This is a genomic window from Citrobacter sp. Cpo069 (assembly GCF_030332785.1).
GTDB lineage: Bacteria > Pseudomonadota > Gammaproteobacteria > Enterobacterales > Enterobacteriaceae > Citrobacter > Citrobacter portucalensis.
This window is the reverse complement of the sequence record NZ_JAOWHD010000051.1, coordinates 141986-163013: the sequence shown is the minus strand read 5'-3', so window position 1 is coordinate 163013 and position 21028 is coordinate 141986. Positions and strand designations below refer to the sequence as shown.

22 protein-coding genes are annotated in these 21028 nt (G+C 51.1%); 10 read left to right on the top strand and 12 right to left on the bottom strand.

The features are described 5' to 3' along the window. Window positions 1-292: 292 nt before the first annotated feature. The 9 genes from tdcA (at window position 293) to OGY08_RS13510 (ending at window position 12333) form a co-directional block, all read left to right on the top strand. A complete protein-coding gene (gene tdcA, locus OGY08_RS13550) occupies window positions 293-1231 on the top strand; it encodes a transcriptional regulator TdcA (protein WP_003828596.1) in 939 nt (312 codons plus the stop codon). A gap of 98 nt (window positions 1232-1329) precedes the next feature. Continuing rightward, entirely contained in the window at window positions 1330-2319 is a 990-nt protein-coding gene (tdcB, locus tag OGY08_RS13545) for a bifunctional threonine ammonia-lyase/L-serine ammonia-lyase TdcB (protein WP_003828594.1), read from the top strand. Between the two features lie 22 nt (window positions 2320-2341). After that, window positions 2342-3673, top strand: coding sequence for a threonine/serine transporter TdcC (tdcC, locus tag OGY08_RS13540; RefSeq protein WP_008785886.1), 1332 nt, complete (start codon window positions 2342-2344; stop codon window positions 3671-3673). 31 nt (window positions 3674-3704) lie between these two features. Continuing rightward, the gene (gene tdcD, locus OGY08_RS13535; protein ID WP_286565902.1) at window positions 3705-4913 is read left to right on the top strand and encodes a propionate kinase; all 1209 of its coding nucleotides are present in this window, start codon (window positions 3705-3707) and stop codon (window positions 4911-4913) included. A 28-nt stretch (window positions 4914-4941) separates the two neighbouring features. Next, the gene (tdcE, locus tag OGY08_RS13530) at window positions 4942-7236 is read left to right on the top strand and encodes a 2-ketobutyrate formate-lyase/pyruvate formate-lyase (protein WP_003828587.1); all 2295 of its coding nucleotides are present in this window, start codon (window positions 4942-4944) and stop codon (window positions 7234-7236) included. A gap of 13 nt (window positions 7237-7249) precedes the next feature. Next, entirely contained in the window at window positions 7250-7645 is a 396-nt protein-coding gene (locus tag OGY08_RS13525) for an enamine/imine deaminase (protein WP_003828585.1), read from the top strand. 87 nt (window positions 7646-7732) lie between these two features. Further along, window positions 7733-9097: an L-serine ammonia-lyase gene (tdcG, locus tag OGY08_RS13520; RefSeq protein ID WP_048215482.1), complete on the top strand. Its 1365-nt coding sequence runs from the start codon at window positions 7733-7735 to the stop codon at window positions 9095-9097. Window positions 9098-9666: 569 nt separating this feature from the next. Further along, window positions 9667-10998: an SLC5/6 family protein gene (locus OGY08_RS13515; protein ID WP_020996346.1), complete on the top strand. Its 1332-nt coding sequence runs from the start codon at window positions 9667-9669 to the stop codon at window positions 10996-10998. 24 nt (window positions 10999-11022) lie between these two features. Then, a complete protein-coding gene (locus OGY08_RS13510; RefSeq protein ID WP_125362875.1) occupies window positions 11023-12333 on the top strand; it encodes an L-cysteine desulfidase family protein in 1311 nt (436 codons plus the stop codon). Window positions 12334-12387: 54 nt separating this feature from the next. Here the strand turns inward: OGY08_RS13510 and OGY08_RS13505 are convergent, their stop codons facing one another. Together OGY08_RS13505 and OGY08_RS13500 are read right to left on the bottom strand one after the other, a co-directional pair. Beyond that, window positions 12388-12537: a protein YhaL gene (locus tag OGY08_RS13505; protein ID WP_003828578.1), complete on the bottom strand. Its 150-nt coding sequence runs from the start codon at window positions 12535-12537 to the stop codon at window positions 12388-12390. A 26-nt stretch (window positions 12538-12563) separates the two neighbouring features. Further along, window positions 12564-13265, bottom strand: coding sequence for a pirin family protein (locus tag OGY08_RS13500; protein WP_003024860.1), 702 nt, complete (start codon window positions 13263-13265; stop codon window positions 12564-12566). Between the two features lie 104 nt (window positions 13266-13369). Between OGY08_RS13500 and yhaJ the strand changes: the two genes are divergently transcribed. Then, entirely contained in the window at window positions 13370-14266 is an 897-nt protein-coding gene (yhaJ, locus tag OGY08_RS13495) for a DNA-binding transcriptional regulator YhaJ (protein ID WP_003024855.1), read from the top strand. A gap of 108 nt (window positions 14267-14374) precedes the next feature. Here the strand turns inward: yhaJ and OGY08_RS13490 are convergent, their stop codons facing one another. The 10 genes from OGY08_RS13490 to exuR all read right to left on the bottom strand — a co-directional run bounded on the left by OGY08_RS13490 (window position 14375) and on the right by exuR (window position 20957). Beyond that, a complete protein-coding gene (locus tag OGY08_RS13490; RefSeq protein ID WP_008785879.1) occupies window positions 14375-14740 on the bottom strand; it encodes a DUF805 domain-containing protein in 366 nt (121 codons plus the stop codon). Window positions 14741-15604: 864 nt separating this feature from the next. Further along, window positions 15605-16591 (bottom strand): glutathionyl-hydroquinone reductase YqjG, encoded by a 987-nt coding sequence (yqjG, locus tag OGY08_RS13485; protein ID WP_125362876.1) that lies wholly within the window; start codon window positions 16589-16591, stop codon window positions 15605-15607. 72 nt (window positions 16592-16663) lie between these two features. Next, complete coding sequence (locus OGY08_RS13480; protein WP_003024847.1) at window positions 16664-17056, bottom strand: DoxX family protein; 393 nt, start codon at window positions 17054-17056, stop codon at window positions 16664-16666. A 173-nt stretch (window positions 17057-17229) separates the two neighbouring features. Next, window positions 17230-17529, bottom strand: a complete 300-nt coding sequence (locus OGY08_RS13475; RefSeq protein ID WP_003828569.1) for a YqjK-like family protein — start codon at window positions 17527-17529, stop codon at window positions 17230-17232. Then, window positions 17529-17924 (bottom strand): phage holin family protein, encoded by a 396-nt coding sequence (locus OGY08_RS13470; RefSeq protein ID WP_003828567.1) that lies wholly within the window; start codon window positions 17922-17924, stop codon window positions 17529-17531. Before OGY08_RS13470 ends, OGY08_RS13475 begins: the two co-directional genes overlap by 1 nt. Window positions 17925-17926: 2 nt before the next feature. Beyond that, entirely contained in the window at window positions 17927-18232 is a 306-nt protein-coding gene (locus tag OGY08_RS13465) for an ElaB/YgaM/YqjD family protein (protein WP_003024832.1), read from the bottom strand. A 33-nt stretch (window positions 18233-18265) separates the two neighbouring features. Further along, the gene (locus OGY08_RS13460) at window positions 18266-18634 is read right to left on the bottom strand and encodes a DUF1090 domain-containing protein (protein ID WP_103284684.1); all 369 of its coding nucleotides are present in this window, start codon (window positions 18632-18634) and stop codon (window positions 18266-18268) included. A 148-nt stretch (window positions 18635-18782) separates the two neighbouring features. After that, window positions 18783-19151 carry an EnvZ/OmpR regulon moderator MzrA gene (mzrA, locus tag OGY08_RS13455; protein WP_162623447.1) on the bottom strand — a complete coding sequence of 123 codons (369 nt, stop codon included), beginning with the start codon at window positions 19149-19151 and terminating at the stop codon, window positions 18783-18785. A gap of 18 nt (window positions 19152-19169) precedes the next feature. Then, window positions 19170-19832 carry a DedA family general envelope maintenance protein YqjA gene (gene yqjA / locus OGY08_RS13450; RefSeq protein ID WP_003828561.1) on the bottom strand — a complete coding sequence of 221 codons (663 nt, stop codon included), beginning with the start codon at window positions 19830-19832 and terminating at the stop codon, window positions 19170-19172. A gap of 348 nt (window positions 19833-20180) precedes the next feature. Continuing rightward, window positions 20181-20957, bottom strand: coding sequence for a transcriptional regulator ExuR (gene exuR / locus OGY08_RS13445; protein ID WP_003828559.1), 777 nt, complete (start codon window positions 20955-20957; stop codon window positions 20181-20183). Window positions 20958-21028 lie beyond the last annotated feature (71 nt).

Here is a 21028-nt window from a genome sequence, read left to right as displayed (position 1 = left end):
TGATAATTGTTCTGTAATTGATTGAAATATAGCCTTTCATGGTTTTAAAAAATAGTGGAAAAAATGGGGGTGTTATAGCCATAAAAAATCGTTATCCCCCCATCTTTTTTTGACTAAAATCAGGATAAAGTGAGATCGATAATTCATATCTATATGATTATTAAGTGATTTAAATTTCAACGATAGTCTTACAAAATGTAAGTCAAGGGGATTTGTGAGGGGTAGCACATATCCTTGTTCGCTTAATTTGGTACACTTCCTGCCGTCAACAAAGTAATTAACGCAGGTCGATATGAATACTATTACACTCCCTAAAACACAGCACTTAGTGGTCTTTCAGGAAGTCATTAGAAGCGGTTCTATCGGTTCAGCTGCAAAAGAATTAGGTTTAACTCAACCCGCTGTCAGTAAAATCATCAATGATGTTGAGGCTTATTTTGGTATTGAGTTAGTTGTACGTAAAAATACTGGTGTGACATTGACTCAGGCAGGTCAGGTGATGCTCTCATGGTCTGAATCTATTACCCGTGAAATGAAAAACATGGTTGATGAGATGAACAGCATGACGAGCAATGCGGTCGTTGATGTGTCGTTTGGCTTTCCTTCACTGATTGCCTTCACCATCATGTCCGGCATGATTAAAAAATTCAAAGAAGTGTTCCCGAAGGCGCAGGTTTCTATGTATGAAGCTCAGCTCTCCTCCTTCTTACCGGCAATCCGTGACGGACGTCTGGATTTCGCCATCGGTACGCTGAGTGATGAGATGAAACTGCACGATCTGCATGTTGAACCGCTCTTTGAGTCAGACTTTATCCTGGTTGCCAGCAAGTCCCGAACATGCACCGGCATCACCTCGCTGAGCGCGTTGAAAAACGAACAGTGGGTGTTGCCACAAACGAATATGGGGTACTACAGCGAACTTCTTACCACGTTACAGAATAATGGCATCAGCAGTGAAAACATCGTTAAAACAGACTCTGTCGTTACGATTTATAATCTTGTTCTCAATGCTGATTTCTTAACAGTAATTCCCTGCGATATGACCACTCCGTTTGGCTCAAACCAGTTTATTACTATCCCGGTAGAAGAAACCTTACCCGTCGCGCGTTATGCCGCCGTGTGGTCGAAAAATTATCGAATTAAAAAAGCAGCATCTATTTTGGTGGAATTAGCCAAAGAGTATTCATCATATAATTGTCGGAGACGAAGGCAATTAATTGAAATTGATTAAAAATTAAATTTGTTTTAACACGAAATAAACGCCATTTGTCTATATCTGACAATGGTCACGGCTATCTATTTACTTTAATACCCAGGTAAGAGGTTCTAATGCACATTACATACGATCTCCCAGTTGCAATTGAAGATATCCTCGAAGCGAAAAAAAGACTTGCGGGGAAAATTTATAAAACGGGAATGCCTCGCTCTAACTATTTTAGTGAACGTTGCAAAGGGGAAATTTTCCTCAAGTTTGAAAACATGCAGCGTACCGGTTCATTTAAAATCCGTGGTGCTTTTAACAAGCTCAGTTCATTAACCGAAGCTGAAAGATGTAAGGGCGTGGTGGCTTGCTCTGCAGGTAACCACGCGCAAGGTGTTTCTCTCTCCTGCGCTATGCTCGGAATCGACGGCAAAGTGGTGATGCCGAAAGGCGCACCGAAGTCTAAAGTAGCGGCAACCTGCGATTATTCCGCAGAAGTTGTACTGCACGGCGACAACTTCAACGACACCATCGCTAAGGTTAGCGAGATTGTGGAAACTGAAGGCCGCATCTTTATTCCACCCTATGATGACCCAAAAGTTATTGCTGGTCAGGGCACTATTGGTCTGGAAATTCTGGAAGACTTGTACGATGTCGATAACGTGATTGTGCCAATTGGCGGTGGTGGACTGATTGCTGGTATTGCGGTGGCAATTAAATCTATTAACCCGACCATTAAAATTATTGGCGTACAGTCTGAAAACGTTCACGGCATGGCGGCTTCTTTCCACGCTGGAGAAATAACCACGCACCGAACGACCGGCACCCTGGCGGATGGTTGTGACGTTTCCCGCCCGGGTACTTTAACGTATGAAATTGTTCGTGAGTTGGTGGATGACATTGTCCTGGTCAGCGAAGATGAAATTCGCAACAGCATGGTGGCATTAATTCAGCGAAATAAAGTTGTGACTGAAGGTGCCGGCGCGCTGGCATGCGCAGCATTATTAAGCGGGAAATTAGATAGCTATATCCAGAACAGAAAAACAGTCAGCATTATTTCTGGCGGTAATATCGACCTTTCTCGTGTATCTCAAATTACTGGTTTAGTTGACGCTTAATATACTTCGTTGAGGATAGGATATGAGTACTACTGATAGCATTGTATCCAGCCAGACAAAACAGTCGTCCTGGCGCAAATCGGACACCACCTGGACACTGGGTTTATTTGGTACAGCCATCGGCGCTGGGGTGCTGTTCTTCCCTATCCGCGCAGGTTTTGGCGGACTGATCCCCATTCTGATCATGCTGGTGTTAGCATACCCCATCGCTTTCTATTGCCACCGTGCGCTGGCACGCCTGTGTCTTTCCGGTTCTAACCCTTCCGGCAACATCACAGAAACGGTTGAAGAGCACTTTGGTAAAACGGGCGGCGTGGTTATCACGTTCCTCTACTTCTTTGCGATTTGTCCGCTGCTGTGGATTTATGGCGTCACCATTACCAACACCTTTATGACCTTCTGGGAAAACCAGCTGCAGATGCCCGCGCTGAACCGTGGCTTCGTGGCATTGTTCCTGTTGCTGCTGATGGCATTCGTCATCTGGTTTGGTAAAGATCTGATGGTTAAAGTGATGAGCTACCTGGTATGGCCGTTCATTGCCAGCCTGGTGCTTATCTCTCTGTCACTGATTCCTTACTGGAACTCTGCGGTTATCGATCAGGTTGATATCAGCAATATCGCCCTGACTGGCCATGACGGCATCCTGGTTACCGTATGGCTGGGTATTTCCATCATGGTGTTCTCTTTCAACTTCTCGCCAATCGTTTCTTCCTTCGTCGTCTCTAAACGTGAAGAGTATGAGAAAGATTACGGTCGTGAATTTACCGAGCAGAAGTGTTCCAAAATCATCTCCCGCGCCAGTATGCTGATGGTTGCGGTGGTAATGTTCTTCGCCTTTAGCTGCCTGTTCACGCTGTCTCCGGCAAACATGGCGGATGCGAAAGCGCAAAACATTCCTGTGCTGTCTTACCTGGCGAACCACTTCGCTTCACTGTCCGGTACGAAGTCCACCTTCGCAACTGTTCTGGAGTACGGTGCTTCAATCATCGCACTGGTTGCTATCTTCAAATCTTTCTTCGGCCACTATCTGGGCACGCTGGAAGGTCTGAACGGTCTGGTGCTGAAGTTTGGTTATAAAGGCGATAAAACGAAAGTTTCTGCCGGCAAACTTAATACCATCAGCATGATCTTCATCATGGGCTCCACCTGGGTTGTGGCTTACGCCAACCCGAACATCCTGGACCTGATTGAAGCAATGGGCGCGCCGATTATTGCCTCTCTGCTCTGCCTGCTGCCGATGTATGCCATCCGTAAAGCGCCATCACTGGCGAAATACCGTGGCCGTCTGGATAACGTGTTTGTTACCGTGATTGGTCTGCTGACCATCCTGAACATCGTCTACAAACTGTTTTAATCCTTAAGCTCAGGATGAGCGGAGTAGTGAAATGAATGAGTTTCCGGTAGTACTGGTTATTAACTGTGGTTCGTCTTCCATTAAATTCTCAGTGCTGGATGCAGCAAACTGTGAAGTTTTAATGGCGGGAATTGCAGACGGTATTAACTCTGAAAATGCGTTCATAGCAATTAATGGAGGAGAGCCAGCTAATCTGGCTCACCACAGCTACGAAGACGCATTAAAAGCAATTGCCGTTGAACTGGAGAAACGTAATTTAATGGACAGCGTGGCCTTAATTGGCCACCGCATTGCCCACGGCGGAAATATCTTTACCGAATCAGCAATTATTACTGACGAAGTTATCGACAATATTCGCCGGGTATCGCCATTAGCACCGCTACATAATTATGCGAACCTGAGCGGGATTGAATCTGCTCAGCACCTTTTCCCAAGCGTGCAGCAGGTCGCGGTATTTGATACCAGCTTCCACCAGACGATGGCCCCTGAGGCCTATCTGTACGGTTTACCGTGGAAATATTATGAGGAGTTGGGCGTTCGTCGTTATGGCTTCCACGGCACGTCTCACCGCTATGTTTCTCAACGGGCGCATGAGCTTCTCGAACTGCAGAGTGATGACTCCGGTCTGGTTGTGGCGCACCTGGGCAACGGCGCGTCAATCTGTGCGGTACGTAATGGACAGAGCGTTGATACCTCAATGGGCATGACGCCGCTGGAAGGGCTGATGATGGGCACACGCAGTGGCGACGTCGATTTCGGCGCCATGGCGTGGATTGCCAGCGAAACCAACCAGACGCTCGGCGACCTTGAGCGCGTAGTGAATAAAGAGTCCGGTTTACTGGGTATTTCCGGTTTGTCCTCTGACTTACGTACGTTAGAAAAAGCCTGGCACGAAGGACATGAGCGTGCGCAGCTGGCGATTAAAACGTTTGTGCATCGTATTGCACGCCATATCGCCGGACATGCCGCATCGCTGCATCGTCTTGATGGGATTATTTTCACCGGCGGAATTGGTGAGAACTCGGTATTAATTCGTCGTCTGGTTATTGAACATCTCGCCGTTTTAGGGGTGAATATCGACAGCGAAATGAATAGCCTGCCAAATTCCCATGGCGAAAGAATTATCTCTAATAAAGATGCTCGTGTTATTTGTGCGGTTATTCCCACAAATGAAGAGAAAATGATTGCGCGTGATGCCATTGCCTTAGGCAAAATTAATACACCAGTAGAATTTGCATAATTAAATTTCAGCAGAGAGATTATTTTTCATGAAGGTAAATATCGATACCAGCGATATGCTGTATGCCGAAGCCTGGAATGGCTTTAAAGGTACGGACTGGAAAGAAGAAATTAATGTCCGTGATTTTATTCAGCACAACTATACGCCTTATGAAGGGGATGAATCTTTCCTCGCCGAAGCAACGCCTGCGACCACTGCATTGTGGGAAAAAGTCATGGCGGGCATCCGTATTGAAAACTCGACGCACGCGCCGGTTGATTTCGATACCAATATTGCTACCACGATAACCGCGCATGACGCCGGTTATATTGAACAAGAACTGGAAAAAATCGTCGGTCTACAAACGGATAAGCCGCTCAAGCGTGCTCTGCATCCGTTTGGCGGCATCAATATGATCAAAAGCTCTTTTGATGCTTATGGTCGTGAGATGGATGCTGATTTTGAATACCAGTTTACTGAACTGCGTAAAACCCATAACCAGGGCGTATTCGACGCCTACTCTCCGGATATGCTGCGCTGCCGTAAATCCGGCGTGTTGACCGGCCTGCCGGATGGTTACGGTCGTGGTCGTATCATCGGTGATTATCGCCGCGTCGCGCTGTACGGTATCCGCTATCTGGTGCGTGAGCGTGAACTGCAGTTTGCCGATCTCCAGTCGAACCTGGAGTGGGGCCAGAATCTTGAAGCCACGATTCGTCTTCGCGAAGAGCTGTCTGAACACCGTCGCGCTCTGCTGCAAATGCAGGAAATGGCGGCGAAATACGGCTGCGATATCTCCCGTCCGGCGCGTAATGCGCAGGAAGCGGTGCAGTGGGTGTACTTTGCTTACCTGGCTGCGGTGAAATCTCAGAACGGTGGCGCTATGTCGCTGGGCCGTACCGCATCGTTCCTCGACATCTACATTGAGCGCGATTTCAAAGCGGGCGTGCTAAATGAGCAGCAGGCGCAGGAGCTGATCGACCACTTCATTATGAAGATCCGTATGGTGCGCTTCCTGCGTACGCCGGAATTCGACACCCTGTTCTCAGGCGACCCAATCTGGGCGACCGAAGTTATCGGCGGTATGGGGCTGGATGGCCGCACGCTGGTGACCAAAAACTCGTTCCGCTATCTGCATACGCTGCACACCATGGGCCCGGCACCTGAGCCGAACCTGACGGTGCTGTGGTCTGAGCAGCTACCGATAGCCTTCAAAAAGTACGCCGCCCAGGTGTCTATCATCACCTCGTCTTTGCAGTATGAAAACGACGATCTGATGCGTGCCGACTTTGACAGCGATGACTATGCCATTGCCTGCTGCGTCAGCCCGATGGTTATCGGCAAGCAAATGCAGTTCTTCGGGGCACGTGCCAACCTCGCCAAAACGTTGCTGTATGCAATCAACGGCGGCGTGGATGAGAAGCTGAAAATCCAGGTCGGGCCGAAAACGGCACCGCTGATGGATGACGTGCTGGACTACGACACGGTGATGGAGAGCCTGGACCACTTTATGGACTGGCTGGCCGTGCAGTACATCAGCGCGCTGAACATCATCCACTACATGCACGACAAGTACAGCTACGAAGCTTCGCTGATGGCGCTGCACGATCGTGATGTCTATCGCACGATGGCCTGTGGTATGGCGGGTCTGTCCGTGGCGGCGGATTCTCTGTCGGCTATCAAATACGCTCGCGTGAAACCGATTCGTGATGAAAATGGTCTGGCAGTTGATTTCGAAATCGAAGGCGACTATCCGCAATACGGCAACAACGACGAGCGCGTAGACAGCATTGCCTGCGACCTGGTCGAACGCTTTATGAAGAAAATTAAGGTGTTGCCAACCTACCGTAACGCGGTGCCGACGCAGTCCATTCTGACCATTACCTCCAACGTGGTGTACGGACAGAAAACCGGTAATACGCCGGACGGACGTCGCGCAGGTACGCCGTTTGCGCCAGGGGCGAACCCGATGCACGGCCGCGATCGTAAAGGTGCGGTGGCGTCGTTAACCTCGGTTGCCAAACTTCCGTTCACCTATGCCAAAGACGGTATCTCGTACACCTTCTCCATTGTGCCGGCAGCGCTGGGCAAAGAGGATGGAGTGCGTAAAACCAACCTGGTCGGTCTGCTGGACGGTTACTTCCACCATGAAGCACATGTGGAAGGTGGTCAGCATCTGAACGTTAACGTTATGAACCGTGAAATGTTGATGGATGCCATTGAGCACCCGGAAAACTATCCGAACCTGACGATCCGCGTGTCTGGTTATGCGGTGCGCTTCAACGCGCTGACCCGCGAACAGCAGCAGGATGTTATTTCACGTACTTTCACCCAGGCGCTCTGACGCCGGAGGGACTATGAGAAAAGTAATTGCAACCGAATGTGCGCCAGGGGCGATTGGGCCTTACGTACAGGGTGTGGATCTGGGCAGCATGGTGTTGACGTCAGGTCAAATTCCGGTGTGTCCACAGACCGGTGAAGTGGCTGAAAACGTGGCCGATCAGGCGCGTCAAAGCCTGGAAAACGTGAAAGCGATCGTCGAGTCCGCAGGTTTGAAAGTGAGCGATATCGTGAAGACGACCGTTTTCGTTTCTGACCTGAACGACTTCGCCACCATTAATCAGGTGTACCAGCAGTTCTTTGATGAGCATAAGGCAATTTACCCTACGCGCAGCTGCGTACAGGTCGCCCGCTTACCAAAGGATGTGAAGCTGGAGATTGAAGCCATCGCCGTACGTGGCGACACGCTGTAATCCCTTGCGGGGCGATCTCAGGATCGCCCCGATCCTTAATGAGTGTGAAACCTGGTCTTCACTGAACGGCAATCCGAGGGTGTGGATATGATTAGCGCATTCGATATTTTTAAGATTGGCATTGGACCTTCCAGCTCCCATACCGTGGGGCCAATGAACGCAGGTAAAAGCTTTATCGATCTGTTGGTCAGCAGCGGGGAACTTCCCAAGGCTACGCATATTGTGGTCGATCTTTATGGATCGCTTTCCCTGACCGGAAAAGGTCATGCGACGGATGTCGCCATCATGATGGGACTGGCCGGTAACAGTCCGCAAAACGTTAATATAGATTCTATCGCTGGTTTTACTCAGGAAGTGGCCCGTACCGGACGTTTACCGGTTGCAGAGGGCACGCATATTGTCGATTTCTCCCCAGACAAAAATATCCTCTTTCACACCGAAACGCTGCCGCGCCATGAAAATGGCATGCGTATCACCGCATGGAACGGCACCGAGACGCTATTAAGCAAAACCTATTACTCCGTCGGCGGCGGTTTTATCGTTGAAGAGGAGCAATTTGGTCAGGCGCATGATGTTGAAGCACACGTGCCCTACAATTTTCATTCCGCCAGCGAACTGCTGAAACTGTGTGAGCGTAACGGGCTGTCCGTTTCCGGTCTGATGATGCAGAACGAACTGGCGATGCGCAGCAAAGAAGAAATCGATGCTGGTTTTGCCGCCATCTGGGACGTCATGCACGCCGGCATTGAGCGTGGCATGAACACCGAAGGCGTCCTGCCGGGTCCATTGAACGTCCCGCGCCGCGCCGTGGCATTACGCCGGTTGCTGGTTTCCAGCGATAACCTGTCCAGCGACCCGATGAACGTTATTGACTGGATCAACATGTTCGCGCTGGCCGTGAGCGAAGAAAACGCCGCCGGATGCCGGGTTGTGACGGCACCGACCAACGGCGCATGTGGAATTATCCCTGCCGTATTGGCCTATTACGACAAGTTCCGCCGTCCGGTGAATGCAAACTCCATTGCCCGTTACTTGCTGGCCGCGGGGGCGATAGGGGCGCTGTATAAGATGAACGCCTCTATTTCTGGTGCCGAAGTCGGCTGTCAGGGTGAAATTGGCGTAGCCTGTTCAATGGCGGCAGCCGGGCTGACCGAGTTGCTCGGCGGTAGCCCGTCGCAGGTTTGTATTGCGGCGGAAATCGCCATGGAGCATAACCTGGGGCTGACCTGCGATCCGGTTGCTGGACAGGTGCAAATACCGTGTATTGAACGTAATGCGATCAACGCGGTAAAAGCCGTCAACGCCGCACGCATGGCGCTGCGTCGCACATCTGAGCCACGCGTTTCGCTCGATAAAGTGATCGAGACCATGTATGAAACGGGCAAAGATATGAACGACAAATACCGTGAAACCTCACGCGGTGGTCTGGCGATTAAAGTAGTTTGTACCTGAGATGAAAGGGTGCGTTTGTAGGCCGGATAAGGCGTAAGCGCCGCCGCTCCCTTGCATCCAAGGCTCCCGGCGGGAAAATCGTCGCTGCGCGAGCTATTCGTCTTATTCCGTCTGCCTGTCGGGTCGGGGCCGAGCCTGCATCCATGCAGGCCGTCCCCTCTGCCCGCATCCCTGCGGGCAGTCCCGGTCAGCCGTCAACGCCTCATCGATTTTCAGCCGGACCGGGGTCATCGCTTCAACCCTCTGACTTCCAGTTAAATCTGTTTTGCTGTTTTAACAAAAAATGCAGAAGGTGAGGTGTTAACTGATCAGCATTAGCACTTTGGTGTACATTTTTTGTTGTGATCTGCTTCAAAAATAGAATTTAAATCCTAAATATGCATATAAAAGAGAAAATATTTCTTAACTTTTAGAAATTACAGGGGTTTGTTTGTGAAGTTTTTCTCTGATCCTGCGCGTATGATTTCTTCATTACTCCAATAGCTCACCTGCACCTAAGTACTGCGTATCGCATTGATGCAGTACGAAAAAAATATAAAAACCTCTACCTACACATTGAGCGGGAAATTATGGAAACGGCAACGAATAGTAGCGTAATACTCGACGCATCTGCTCCGGCACGTCGGGCGGGAATGACCGAAAGCGAATGGCGTGAAGCCATTAAGTTCGACAGCACGGACACCGGCTGGGTCATTATGAGTATCGGTATGGCAATTGGCGCGGGGATTGTTTTTCTTCCTGTCCAGGTAGGATTGATGGGGCTGTGGGTGTTCTTGCTCTCCTCTATCATCGGCTACCCAGCCATGTACCTGTTCCAGCGCCTGTTTATCAACACGCTGGCTGAGTCCCCAGAGTGTAAAGACTACCCGAGCGTGATCAGCGGCTATCTGGGTAAGAACTGGGGCATCCTGTTAGGTGCGTTGTATTTTGTGATGCTGGTTATCTGGATGTTCGTTTATTCCACCGCCATCACCAATGATAGCGCCTCCTATCTGCACACGTTTGGTGTGACGGAAGGTTTACTGTCCGACAGCCCGTTCTATGGCCTGGTATTGATTTGCATCCTGGTGGCTATCTCGTCACGCGGGGAACAAATGCTGTTTAAAATCTCCACCGGCATGGTAATGACCAAGCTGCTGGTTGTGGCAGCGCTTGGCGTGTCGATGGTAGGGATGTGGCATCTGCATAACGCGGGTTCACTGCCGCCGATGGCGCTGCTGATCAAAAATGCGATCATCACTCTGCCGTTTACGCTGACCTCGATTCTGTTTATTCAGACCTTAAGCCCGATGGTTATCTCATACCGTTCACGCAACAAATCCATCGAAGTGGCGCGCCATAAAGCCCTGCGTGCCATGAACATCGCGTTCGGTATTCTGTTTGTTACCGTCTTTTTCTACGCCGTTTCCTTCACGTTGGCGATGGGCCACGACGAAGCGGTTAAAGCTTATGAGCAGAACATTTCCGCTCTGGCGATTGCCGCGCAATTTATCAATGGTGCGGGTGCTGGCTGGGTGAAAATCGTCAGCGTTATTCTGAACATTTTCGCCGTTATGACCGCTTTCTTCGGTGTCTACTTAGGTTTCCGTGAAGCGACTCAAGGGATCGTGATGAACATTCTGCGCCGCTATATGCCGGCTGAGAAAATCAACGAAACCTTTGTTCAGCGCGGCATTATGATTTTTGCCATCCTGCTGGCCTGGAGCGCAATTGTGCTCAACGCGCCGGTGCTGAGCTTCACCTCTATTTGTAGCCCTATCTTCGGCATGGTGGGTTGTCTGATCCCGGCCTGGCTGGTCTACAAAGTTCCTGCACTGCACAAATACAAAGGCGCTTCCCTGTATCTGATTATTTTCACGGGCCTGCTGTTGTGCGTTTCTCCGTTCCTGGCATTTTCCTGAGATATTTGAGCAAAGGTTGTTGTTATGTTTGAGACTACATTGAATCCATTATGGGATAGTTTTATCCGCGCGGTGCAGGAAGAAGTTAAGCCTGCGTTGGGCTGTACAGAACCTATCTCTCTGGCTCTGGCGGCGGCGGTTGCCTCCTCTGAGCTGGACGGCGCGGTTGAACGCATTGACGCGTGGGTCTCACCGAACCTGATGAAAAACGGCATGGGCGTTACCGTGCCGGGTACCGGAATGGTCGGGTTACCTGTCGCGGCGGCGCTGGGTGCGCTGGGGGGAAATGCCCGTGCCGGTTTAGAGGTACTGAAAGATGCGTCGCCACAAGCGATCGCCGATGCGAAAGCGATTCTGAGCGCTGGCAAGGTTGCGGTGATGCTGCAGGAGCCTTGCGAGGACATCCTCTTTTCCCGCGCGAAGGTTTACAGCGCTGAAGGATGGGCGTGCGTGACGATTGTGGGCGGTCATACCAACATTGTGCACATCGAGACCAATAAGGGCGTAGTGTTCACCACAGAACAGAACGCTCAGGAAGAGGAGCAGGAGTCGCCGCTGGCGGTATTGTCTCACACCTCGCTGGAAGAGATTCTGGCGTTCGTGAACGCGGTACCGTTTGAGTCAATCCGCTTCATTCTCGATGCGGCAAAACTGAACGGTGCGCTGTCTCAGGAAGGGCTGCGCGGTAACTGGGGTTTGCACATCGGAACTACGCTTGAGAAGCAGTGTGCGCGTGGCCTGCTGGCGAACGATCTCTCCACCTCTATTCTGATCCGCACCAGTGCGGCATCGGATGCGCGAATGGGCGGGGCGACGCTGCCGGCCATGAGCAACTCCGGCTCCGGTAATCAGGGCATTACCGCGACTGTTCCGGTGATGGTGGTGGCTGAGCACTTTGGCGCGGATGAGGAGAAACTGGCACGTGCGCTAATGTTGTCTCATCTGAGCGCTATCTACATCCATCATCAGCTTCCGCGTTTGTCTGCACTGTGTGCGGCAACTACGGCGGCGATGGGGGCAGCAGCGGGGATGGCATGGATCGTAGATGGTCGCTACAACACCATCGCGATGGCGATCAGCAGCATGATTGGCGACGTGAGCGGAATGATATGCGATGGCGCTTCAAACAGCTGCGCGATGAAAGTCTCAACCAGTGCTTCCGCGGCGTGGAAAGCGGTACTGATGGCGCTGGATGATACTGCTGTAACCGGCAACGAAGGGATTGTGGCGCATAACGTGGAACAATCTATCGCTAACCTGTGTGCGCTGGCGTGTCGTTCAATGCAGGAAACCGACAAGCAGATTATTGAGATCATGGCCAGTAAGGCACATTAATCTGTAAGCCGGGTAAGCCGTTGACGCCACCCGGCATAAGTCTAAGCCGCCTGTTCAGGCGGCTTCTTCGTCTTCCAGCCGTAGTTCGGCATCGGCCACAATCGCTTCCAGCTCTGTCAGCATTTCTTCATAGCCGAAGGTAACTGTTTCCTGTTTTTTCGGCTCAACCTGAGGCTGGCGTTTTTTTGATGATTTCTTGCTCAATAGTCGTACTCCATTGTTTTCCCTGACTATACGGGCAAATCTATCAGCAAAGCGCGCAGCGGAGTATCGGCGACTAACGTTATGTTAGTTTCGTCACGAATAAATGCCCCATCGCCACAGGTGAGCGCTTCTTTTTCGGCGCCAGACGTCACCGCATGGAATCTGCCGTGAATCGACTGTAAATAAGCACGTGGCCCATGTAACTGAAAACTCAACGATTCACCTTGCTGCAGCTCAACGTGGTGCACCCATACCTGTTGGCGCAGATGTAGGCTGCCTTGTTCACCGTCCGGCGAGGCCAGCAGCTGATGCTTACCGGTGCCCAGCGTGGCTTTCTGTACACAGGCGTTTTCACGCTGCGGGCAGGCGTCCAGCCAGAGCTGCATTCTGGTTAACGGCTTATCTTTGCTGATATTGTGTTCGCTATAGCTGATCCCGGGCTGTGTCGCGAGCAATAGCACTTCACCTGCTTTGGCCTTGATATGGTTGCCTTCGCTGTCTCGGTACTCCGCTTCCCCTTCGAGGATCAGATTGACGATATCCACCTTCGGATAGGTCCGTGGCTGGAAAGAGGCCCCCGGTGCCAGAACTTCCTGGTTCAGAACACGCAGCGAGGCATAACCCAGCAGTTTAGGATCAAAATAGTGTCCAAAGGAGAAGGTATAACGGGCCTGCAGCCAGCCGTAGTCTGCTTGCCCGCATTGTTTGGCTGTACGGGTAGTAATCATAGTTCTTGACCTCTCTTTACTTCCTTTTATGTTAAATGGCTAGACGCTGCATTGTTAGCCAGATATTCTGCCCGGTATGTTCAAATTTCCTGAATGAGAACGAGATGGCCAAAGAAAGGGCTTTAACGCTTGAAGCGTTACGCGTCATGGACGCAATAGACAGACGCGGTAGTTTTGCTGCTGCGGCAGACGAACTGGGACGCGTTCCTTCCGCACTTAGCTATACCATGCAGAAGCTGGAGGAAGAGCTGGACGTGGTGCTGTTTGACCGCTCAGGCCACCGCACAAAATTTACTAACGTTGGGCGTATGTTGCTGGAGCGCGGGCGCGTACTGCTGGAAGCTGCGGATAAACTGACTACCGATGCCGAAGCATTGGCTCGCGGTTGGGAAACGCATCTGACTATCGTTACCGAAGCGCTGGTGCCGACGGCGGCGTTTTTCCCGCTGATCGACAGGCTTGCCGGGAAGGCCAATACCCAGCTTTCCGTTATTACCGAAGTTCTGGCCGGGGCGTGGGAGCGTCTTGAGCAGGGGCGGGCGGATATCGTGATTGCGCCGGATATGCATTTTCGCTCATCCTCAGAAATCAACTCGCGCAAGCTGTACTCGCTGATGAACGTCTATGTAGCGGCCCCGGATCATCCCATTCATCAGGAGCCGGAACCGTTATCGGAAGTCACCCGCGTTAAATACCGTGGGATCGCGGTGGCGGATACCGCCCGTGAACGTCCGGTGCTGACGGTTCAACTGCTGGATAAGCAGCCGCGTCTGACGGTGAGTACGATAGAAGATAAACGTCAGGCGCTGTTGGCAGGACTTGGCGTGGCGACGATGCCGTACCCGCTGGTGGAAGAGGATATTGCGGCTGGTCGGCTGCGGGTCGTTAGTCCGGAATCGACAAGCGAGATAGATATTATTATGGCCTGGCGTCGTGACAGCATGGGCGAGGCGAAATCCTGGTGTCTGCGGGAAATCCCCAAGCTGTTTGCGGGTAAATAGCCTGACTGTTACGCCGGATGCGGTGCGAAGCACCTTATCCGGCCTGGAAGACGGAGTATGTTGTAGGCCTGATAAGCGCAGCGCCATCAGGCATCTACATATGCTACGTCAGGATAACTGTTTGGGATCGGGCCCGAAGCGGTTGCTCCCCTGAGTCCCGTTTTGACAGTTGAAAATGATGATCACCAGCCAGCCTACGATCGGGATCAGCAGCACCAGTAGCCACCAGGCTGAACGATCGGTGTCATGTAAACGCCGGAACTGTACCGCCCACCACGGAATAAAGACCAGAACCCCGTAAATCGTCGTTAATATGCCTTCTCCACCGGCGCGCTCCCAGCCAAACATTCTGTCCAGAATACCCAGCACGAATGTGAAGATGATGTTGACCAGCACAAACATCCAGTATTCTTTACGACGTGCGCGGCCACCAAAACCAAAGTAATTCTTTAATACGTTTAAATACCAATCCATTTTTGCCTCGTTCTGCATTCAATTACTTGTTTTTAAAGTAATCAAATTAAGAATAGCTGCGAATGAAATGATGGTAAATATTTGCGGTGTTAATTATTTGGTCCTCTGATGGGTAATACTTATCAGTGAACGCCTCAGTTTCAGAAAGTATCAACCTGTGTTGGCGGGAGTAATGAATATGCTCTCTCAGAGAAAGGGTTCCGTTCACCTTATGTTCATCGCTTCTCTTAAGCATTGGTTCATGTGAACGTGTAAAGGGCGTTCTCCGCCACGCCCTTTACAATCCCGGCTCCCGGCGGGAAAATTGCCACTTCGTGGTTCCCTCAGCTTTTTCCTTCAGGCTTTCGGGCCGGGCGCGATGTAACGTCCCTGTAAAGCGCGCCCTGAACCCGCATCCCTGCGGGTTCTCCCGGCCTTACGGAAACACGTCGGCAATTTTCAGCCGGACCAGCCACGCCTGACCACCGGTATTTTTATTTGAATATGTCTGAACAGCATAAGAGATTTAACTGAAAGTCAGAGAGTTGAAGCGATGACCCATGTCCGGCTGAAAATCGATGAGTCGTTGACGGCTGACCGGGTCTGCCCGCAGGGATGCGGGCAGAGGGGACGGCCTGCAAGGATGCAGGCTCGGCCCCGACCCGACAGGCAGACGGCATAAGACGAATGAATCGCGTAGCGACGATTTTCCCGCCGGGAGCCTGGGTTGCAAGGGAGGCGGCGGTGAGCCTCCCTTGCACGTTCACGGGTAACGGCGTTTCAGAGAAATGACACAGCTGAGGTGAACGGAACCCTGAGCAAAAATCACATGTTCGCCATACATGCTTAACTAATCGGCCTAACCCCAAAGTGGACCCGTGTATATCATGCGAAACGCTCGTCACGCCCATGAGGTTCGTTGAGGTCCTGCCACGGCCCAACAGAAATAATGCCGGTCGGGTTAATGGTTTTGTGGCTACGGAAGTAGTGATTGCGGATGTGAGCGAAATTGACGGTTTCCGCAATACCCGGCATCTGGTAGATATCACGCAGGAAACCGTACAGGTTCAGATAGTCGCTAATCCGGTGTTTGTCGCACTTGAAGTGGGTGACATACACGGGATCAAAGCGTACCAGCGTGGTCCACAGGCGAATGTCGGCCTCGGTTAACTGGTCGCCGGTCAGGTAGCGATGTTGCCCAAGGATCTGCTCCAGTCGTGCCAGAGATTGAAAGACGTTATCCACGGCGTCGTCGTAGGCTTCCTGACTGGTGGCAAATCCGGCTTTATACACGCCGTTATTAACGTTGTCATAAATCCAGCCGTTCAGCTCGTCGATTTTGCTTTGCAGGGCAGGGGGATAGTAATCTCCGGCTTTCGCGCCCAGCGCATCAAACGCGGTGTTAAACATGCGGATGATTTCTGCAGATTCGTTGCTGACAATGGTGTGGTTCTTTTTATCCCACAGCACCGGAACGGTAACCCGACCACTGTAGTGCGGATCGGCGTGTAAATAGAGCTGATAAAGAAATTCGTGCTGATACAGGGCATCGCCGGTTGCCGCCGGGAAGTTATCGTCAAAGGTCCAGCCGTTTTCCAGCATCAGCGGATGCACAACAGAAACGGAAATAAACGGTTCCAGCCCTTTGAGTTTGCGCAAAATCAGCGTGCGATGCGCCCACGGACAGGCCAGAGAAACGTACAGATGATAGCGGTCTTTTTCGGCAGCAAAGCCACCTTCACCGGTAGGGCCAGGCGCGCCATCCGCGGTGAGCCAGTTACGGAAAGCCGATGCTGAACGTTGAAATTTTCCACCGGTTGATTTGGTATCGTACCAGGTGTCATGCCAGACGCCGTCAATCAGTTGTCCCATGATTTTCGCCTCCTCAGATAGCAAAAGCGAGGAGATATCTCCTCGCTTTTTGATGTGTTCAGTATAGTTTGCTTACCACTTTTTATTCAGTACACGGTCAATACTAAATGCGCCTGGACCGGTGATAGCCAGCAGCAGGAAACCGCCTGCGATGGTCAGGTTTTTCATGAACATCAGAGAGTTCACACCTTCCGCAAAGTTGCTGTGGAAGAGGAACGCCGTCAGCAATGTGAAGCCTGCGGTGAACAGCGCGGTTGTACGGGTCAGGAAACCGAACAGAATTGCCAGACCGCCGCCAAACTCAAGCAGAATCACCAGCGGCAGCATAAATCCTGGGACGCCCATGGCTTCCATGTACTGTTGGGTACCCGCATATCCGGTGATTTTTCCCCAACCTGCGGTAATAAACAGGATTGGCATCAGAATGCGCGCTACCAGTACACCAACATCTTCTAATTTCTTCATCATACTCTCCAGGAAACCACTCAGGCGGCTTATTGTGTTTTTTTGTGCATCGACGCTGCAGAGCGCGTCGTTGCTGTCGATGGAGAGAATCATAAACGTGCTTAATGAGAATTGTTAGCAAGGAAAACTGTCAGTATTTTTCAAAAATTTTGAGGTTGGGGGCAAGGAAAGGATTAGCCGCGCAGTTGCTGCTGTCTGATGGTCGATTTCACCAGACGCCAGATACTCCAGACGCTAAAGCCGCGCTTAGCCCAGCGTACCAGCAGATTTGGGTTGCGGATGGTGCGAACCGCCATAATACTGCTCCCGACCAACACCCAGCCACGCAGGTTCAGTAGCGTCTTCCAGCCACGATCGTAGACCTCGGTGGCTTCCAGCCAGTCGCGGCGAGTCGCAGACAGATCCAGCCGTTGCTGCTGGATCTGTCCAAGCAGTTGCGCCTTACGCTTTTGACGTTCGACTTTGCTGCTCATTATGCATCATCCTCCAGGGCTTGCCTGTCATTAGCGAGTTCCTGGCGTGTATGGCGTAGCAGCGTTGTTTTACGTGCTTTACGCAGCGTCCATATCCCGCCAATCAGCGCTAACAGCAACAGCACAACGGTGGTGGCAATCATGGCGTTCAGGCGGTATTGAGGGTCAATGGCCCAGATGATAAGCACCATCAGGCTCATCAGGCCAAACGCCGCGAACAGCATAGTCAGCCCAAGCATCAGCAGGATCTGGATGAGATTGGCTTTTTCCTCTTCCAGCTCAACGACGGCCAGCCGCAGCCGTGTTTCTACGATCTCAACGAGAATCGTCAGGATCCGCTGTCCAATACCCAGTACGCCTTTGCCTGGACCTTGTGCGTGTTGAGAATCAGCCATTGTTAACGGCGCGACAGCAGTACACCAAGCACCACACCGACTGCAGCGCCAATGCCGACGCCTGTCCATGGGTTTTCGCGCACGTAGTTATCGGCTTTAGCCGCGGCCTCACGGGTCTGTTTGGCGATTACATCGCTGGTTTCACTCAGACGATGGCGGCTCTCGCGCAGCGCATGTTCGGCTTTGCTGCGAATTTTACTCATCTCTTCCTTCGACTTATCGCCAGAGGAGCTAAGTACTTCTTCAAGCGTATCCGCAAGAGATTTCAGCTCAGCGCGCAGGTTTTCCGTAGCATTATCTTTCGACATAGTTTTCTCCAGTTGAGTGGCTAGTTACCGTACTTAGTAATCGCGGGTCTCGAGTTCTTTTAGCTCTTGCTGAGCTTCAGCAAGCTTGTGTTCGCGCTTTGCGATTTTTTCCGCATCGCCTTTTTGCTTAGCTTCGGCTAAGTCACGTTGACGCTCGGCAATCTCATTTTTCTGCTCGGCGATTTTTTTCTGATGGTTAGCGCGCAGTTTGCTGTCAGTACAGTTTGCTCTGACTTCGCTCAGCGCTTTGTTCAGCCCATTGATACGGCTCTGATTGTTGTGTTTTTCGGCATAGCTAATCTCCCGCTGAATGTCTTGTTCTTTTTCCTGACAGAGAGTGGTGGCGTAGCTGCCGGCACTGAGAGCGAAAAGGCTAATTGCCAAAGCGATGCGGTATTTCATTCTTGAACCTTCCATTGTGATTCGACCTCGTCGTTTAGGGTCGATGCTCCAGAATAATAAAGCGTTGGGTCATAAACCCAGTTTATTAATCATAGGCGCTAAACGGTGAAATCACCAAAGTGAGTGATCTAATTCAGATTCCTGGAAATTAACCAAAACGGTGTGGGGTCTCACGTAAGCGGGATAACCACTGAACCGCCTGATTATTATCATCCTGCTGAGCGATAACGAAACCGTGCGGTAACGTTCGATCCAGTACGACCTTCGCCGCTGCGCTCTGTGCACTGGAATCAAAGGTAATCAGCAGGGCGTCATTTTGCGGAGTGATGCTTTTAAAACGAATGCCGTTGGCATCCAGGTGATGCCAGATAGAGAAGCCATCAGGCATGCTGGCTCCCTGGTTAACGGCACGAATGGCAAGCGTTGACTCCTGCTGGCGAATGACCGACCAGGTCAGGAGCAACGCGCCGATGAACAACATAAAAGTGGTGGACCAGGCAAGTCGTCGGAGCGTTATGCATGATTTCAGCATAATTTACCCTCGGTTCCCGTATTTCTTTTTCCAAAGAACAACCAGTGATCCAGCCAGACCAAACACCAGTAACACCACAGGAAGCAGCATCAGGCAAGACATCAGCTGATCTTCATATTTGAGAAACACCGGTGTTTTGCCCAGCAGATAGCCCAGCGATGTGAGAATAAGGACCCAAAGCAGTCCGCTCATCCAGTTGAAGAACTGAAAGCGCGCATTGTTCAGGCCGGACAATCCTGCGATGGTCGGCAGTAATGTTCTGACAAACGCGATAAAGCGGCCGACCAGCAGCGCAGACAAGCCATGCTTATGGAACAGATGATGCGCACGCTGATGATAATGTGCAGGAAGATGAGATAACCAGTTTTGCACGGTGCGGGTATTACCCAACCATCGACCTTGTATATAGCTGAGCCAGCAACCAAGGCTGGCTGCGGTGGTGAGCAGCAGTACCGTTTGCGGAAAACCCATTGCGCCTTTGGCAATAAGTACGCCGACCAGTACCAGCAAGCTGTCGCCAGGTAAAAAGGCTGCTGGCAGCAGTCCGTTTTCCAGAAACAAAATAGTAAAGAGTACAAAATAGAGCATGCCAATCATGGAAGGATTGGCCAGCGTTTCAAAATCCTGAGCCCATAAAGCATTTAGTAATTGAGTCAGTAGTTCCATTCAATATTCCTGGAGAATCGGTTGTCGTCATGCCGGTTTTCTGGATTTTGTAACACCACGATTTTATTAATATTTTTTACATGACTTGTGGTCTGTTACAAACTCACGGCCTGAACTATTCCCTGTAAAGTTGTGAAGTTAGCAAGCTCTTAAACACAAAAATTCAAACAGCATCTAATTGTAACAAAGGTCAACGTAGTCCGTTATAGAAATTACGGTTGTTGAACTGTGATTTTGCTTATCGCAATGGAGGGAGGCGAGAGGATTTACACAGGCTGACACTTTATACCTAACGCTTACCAAGTGTCAGAAACAGGCGCGTGGTCGCGCCTGCATTGATAAGATTGTTTATTTTGCGCTGTTAGCAGCTGTATCGAGGTGAACGACCGGATTTTCGGTAAATAGATAACGGTCCGCATTGAACTCAAAATCATCGCTGGTTTCGTTAAACAGCATCTGCTTCGTGTTCTCAAGATGCTGCCACATCGCCAGTTTGGCGGCATGAGGATCTTTGCGAATCAGCGCCCGAAGGATCTGGTCATGGTCATCACACCAGTTATCAACCGTGCGCAGGTCGATGTGGTCGTGCAATTTCTTCCAGTAGGGGTTGTGAATACGCTGAGTCCACATTTTTTCAACAATCGCGGCCAGAGCCGAGTTCTGCGTTGCCAGGGCGACCTGCACATGGAACTGGAGATCCCACTCGGAGTCACGAAAGCTTTTTTCGTTTCGTGATTTCTCCTGAATCTCCATCAGCTTCATTATGTCCTGTTTGGTCACCTGGGTGGCGGCAAACTCGGCAATGTTACTCTCAATGAGCTGACGCGCCTGGAGCAGCTCGAAAGGACCGTAGCTGGCAAATTCCAGGTTTTCATCTGGCGCAACATAATGTCTGGGTTGGTTGGAAATGACGTGGATCCCCGATCCTTTACGCACCTCAACGTAACCCTCTACCTCGAGCATGATAATTGCTTCACGAACCACGGTACGGCTGACATTTTTTTCATCTGCGATAAAGCGCTCGGCAGGGAGTTTGTCACCCACCAGATAGACGCCTTGCTCAATGCGTTCTTTCAGATCAGCTGCAAGTTGTTGGTACAAACGTCGTGGTTCGGTGATTTCCATATGCGCTCCAGGCATGATACGGCAGACTATATTTGTTATACCACTTTTGCGATTACTGCTCCACTCGCGGC

Bases quoted from the DNA above. Each gene is read 5' to 3' on its own strand.
- tdcA (WP_003828596.1), top strand. From the start codon at position 293: ATGAATACTATTACACTCCCTAAAACACAGCACTTAGTGGTCTTTCAG.
- tdcB (WP_003828594.1), top strand. From the start codon at position 1,330: ATGCACATTACATACGATCTCCCAGTTGCAATTGAAGATATCCTCGAA.
- tdcC (WP_008785886.1), top strand. From the start codon at position 2,342: ATGAGTACTACTGATAGCATTGTATCCAGCCAGACAAAACAGTCGTCC.
- tdcD (WP_286565902.1), top strand. From the start codon at position 3,705: ATGAATGAGTTTCCGGTAGTACTGGTTATTAACTGTGGTTCGTCTTCC.
- tdcE (WP_003828587.1), top strand. From the start codon at position 4,942: ATGAAGGTAAATATCGATACCAGCGATATGCTGTATGCCGAAGCCTGG.
- OGY08_RS13525 (WP_003828585.1), top strand. From the start codon at position 7,250: ATGAGAAAAGTAATTGCAACCGAATGTGCGCCAGGGGCGATTGGGCCT.
- tdcG (WP_048215482.1), top strand. From the start codon at position 7,733: ATGATTAGCGCATTCGATATTTTTAAGATTGGCATTGGACCTTCCAGC.
- OGY08_RS13515 (WP_020996346.1), top strand. From the start codon at position 9,667: ATGGAAACGGCAACGAATAGTAGCGTAATACTCGACGCATCTGCTCCG.
- OGY08_RS13510 (WP_125362875.1), top strand. From the start codon at position 11,023: ATGTTTGAGACTACATTGAATCCATTATGGGATAGTTTTATCCGCGCG.
- OGY08_RS13500 (WP_003024860.1), bottom strand. From the start codon at position 13,265: ATGATTACTACCCGTACAGCCAAACAATGCGGGCAAGCAGACTACGGC.
- yhaJ (WP_003024855.1), top strand. From the start codon at position 13,370: ATGGCCAAAGAAAGGGCTTTAACGCTTGAAGCGTTACGCGTCATGGAC.
- OGY08_RS13490 (WP_008785879.1), bottom strand. From the start codon at position 14,740: ATGGATTGGTATTTAAACGTATTAAAGAATTACTTTGGTTTTGGTGGC.
- yqjG (WP_125362876.1), bottom strand. From the start codon at position 16,591: ATGGGACAACTGATTGACGGCGTCTGGCATGACACCTGGTACGATACC.
- OGY08_RS13480 (WP_003024847.1), bottom strand. From the start codon at position 17,056: ATGAAGAAATTAGAAGATGTTGGTGTACTGGTAGCGCGCATTCTGATG.
- OGY08_RS13475 (WP_003828569.1), bottom strand. From the start codon at position 17,529: ATGAGCAGCAAAGTCGAACGTCAAAAGCGTAAGGCGCAACTGCTTGGA.
- OGY08_RS13470 (WP_003828567.1), bottom strand. From the start codon at position 17,924: ATGGCTGATTCTCAACACGCACAAGGTCCAGGCAAAGGCGTACTGGGT.
- OGY08_RS13465 (WP_003024832.1), bottom strand. From the start codon at position 18,232: ATGTCGAAAGATAATGCTACGGAAAACCTGCGCGCTGAGCTGAAATCT.
- OGY08_RS13460 (WP_103284684.1), bottom strand. From the start codon at position 18,634: ATGAAATACCGCATCGCTTTGGCAATTAGCCTTTTCGCTCTCAGTGCC.
- yqjA (WP_003828561.1), bottom strand. From the start codon at position 19,832: ATGGAACTACTGACTCAATTACTAAATGCTTTATGGGCTCAGGATTTT.
- exuR (WP_003828559.1), bottom strand. From the start codon at position 20,957: ATGGAAATCACCGAACCACGACGTTTGTACCAACAACTTGCAGCTGAT.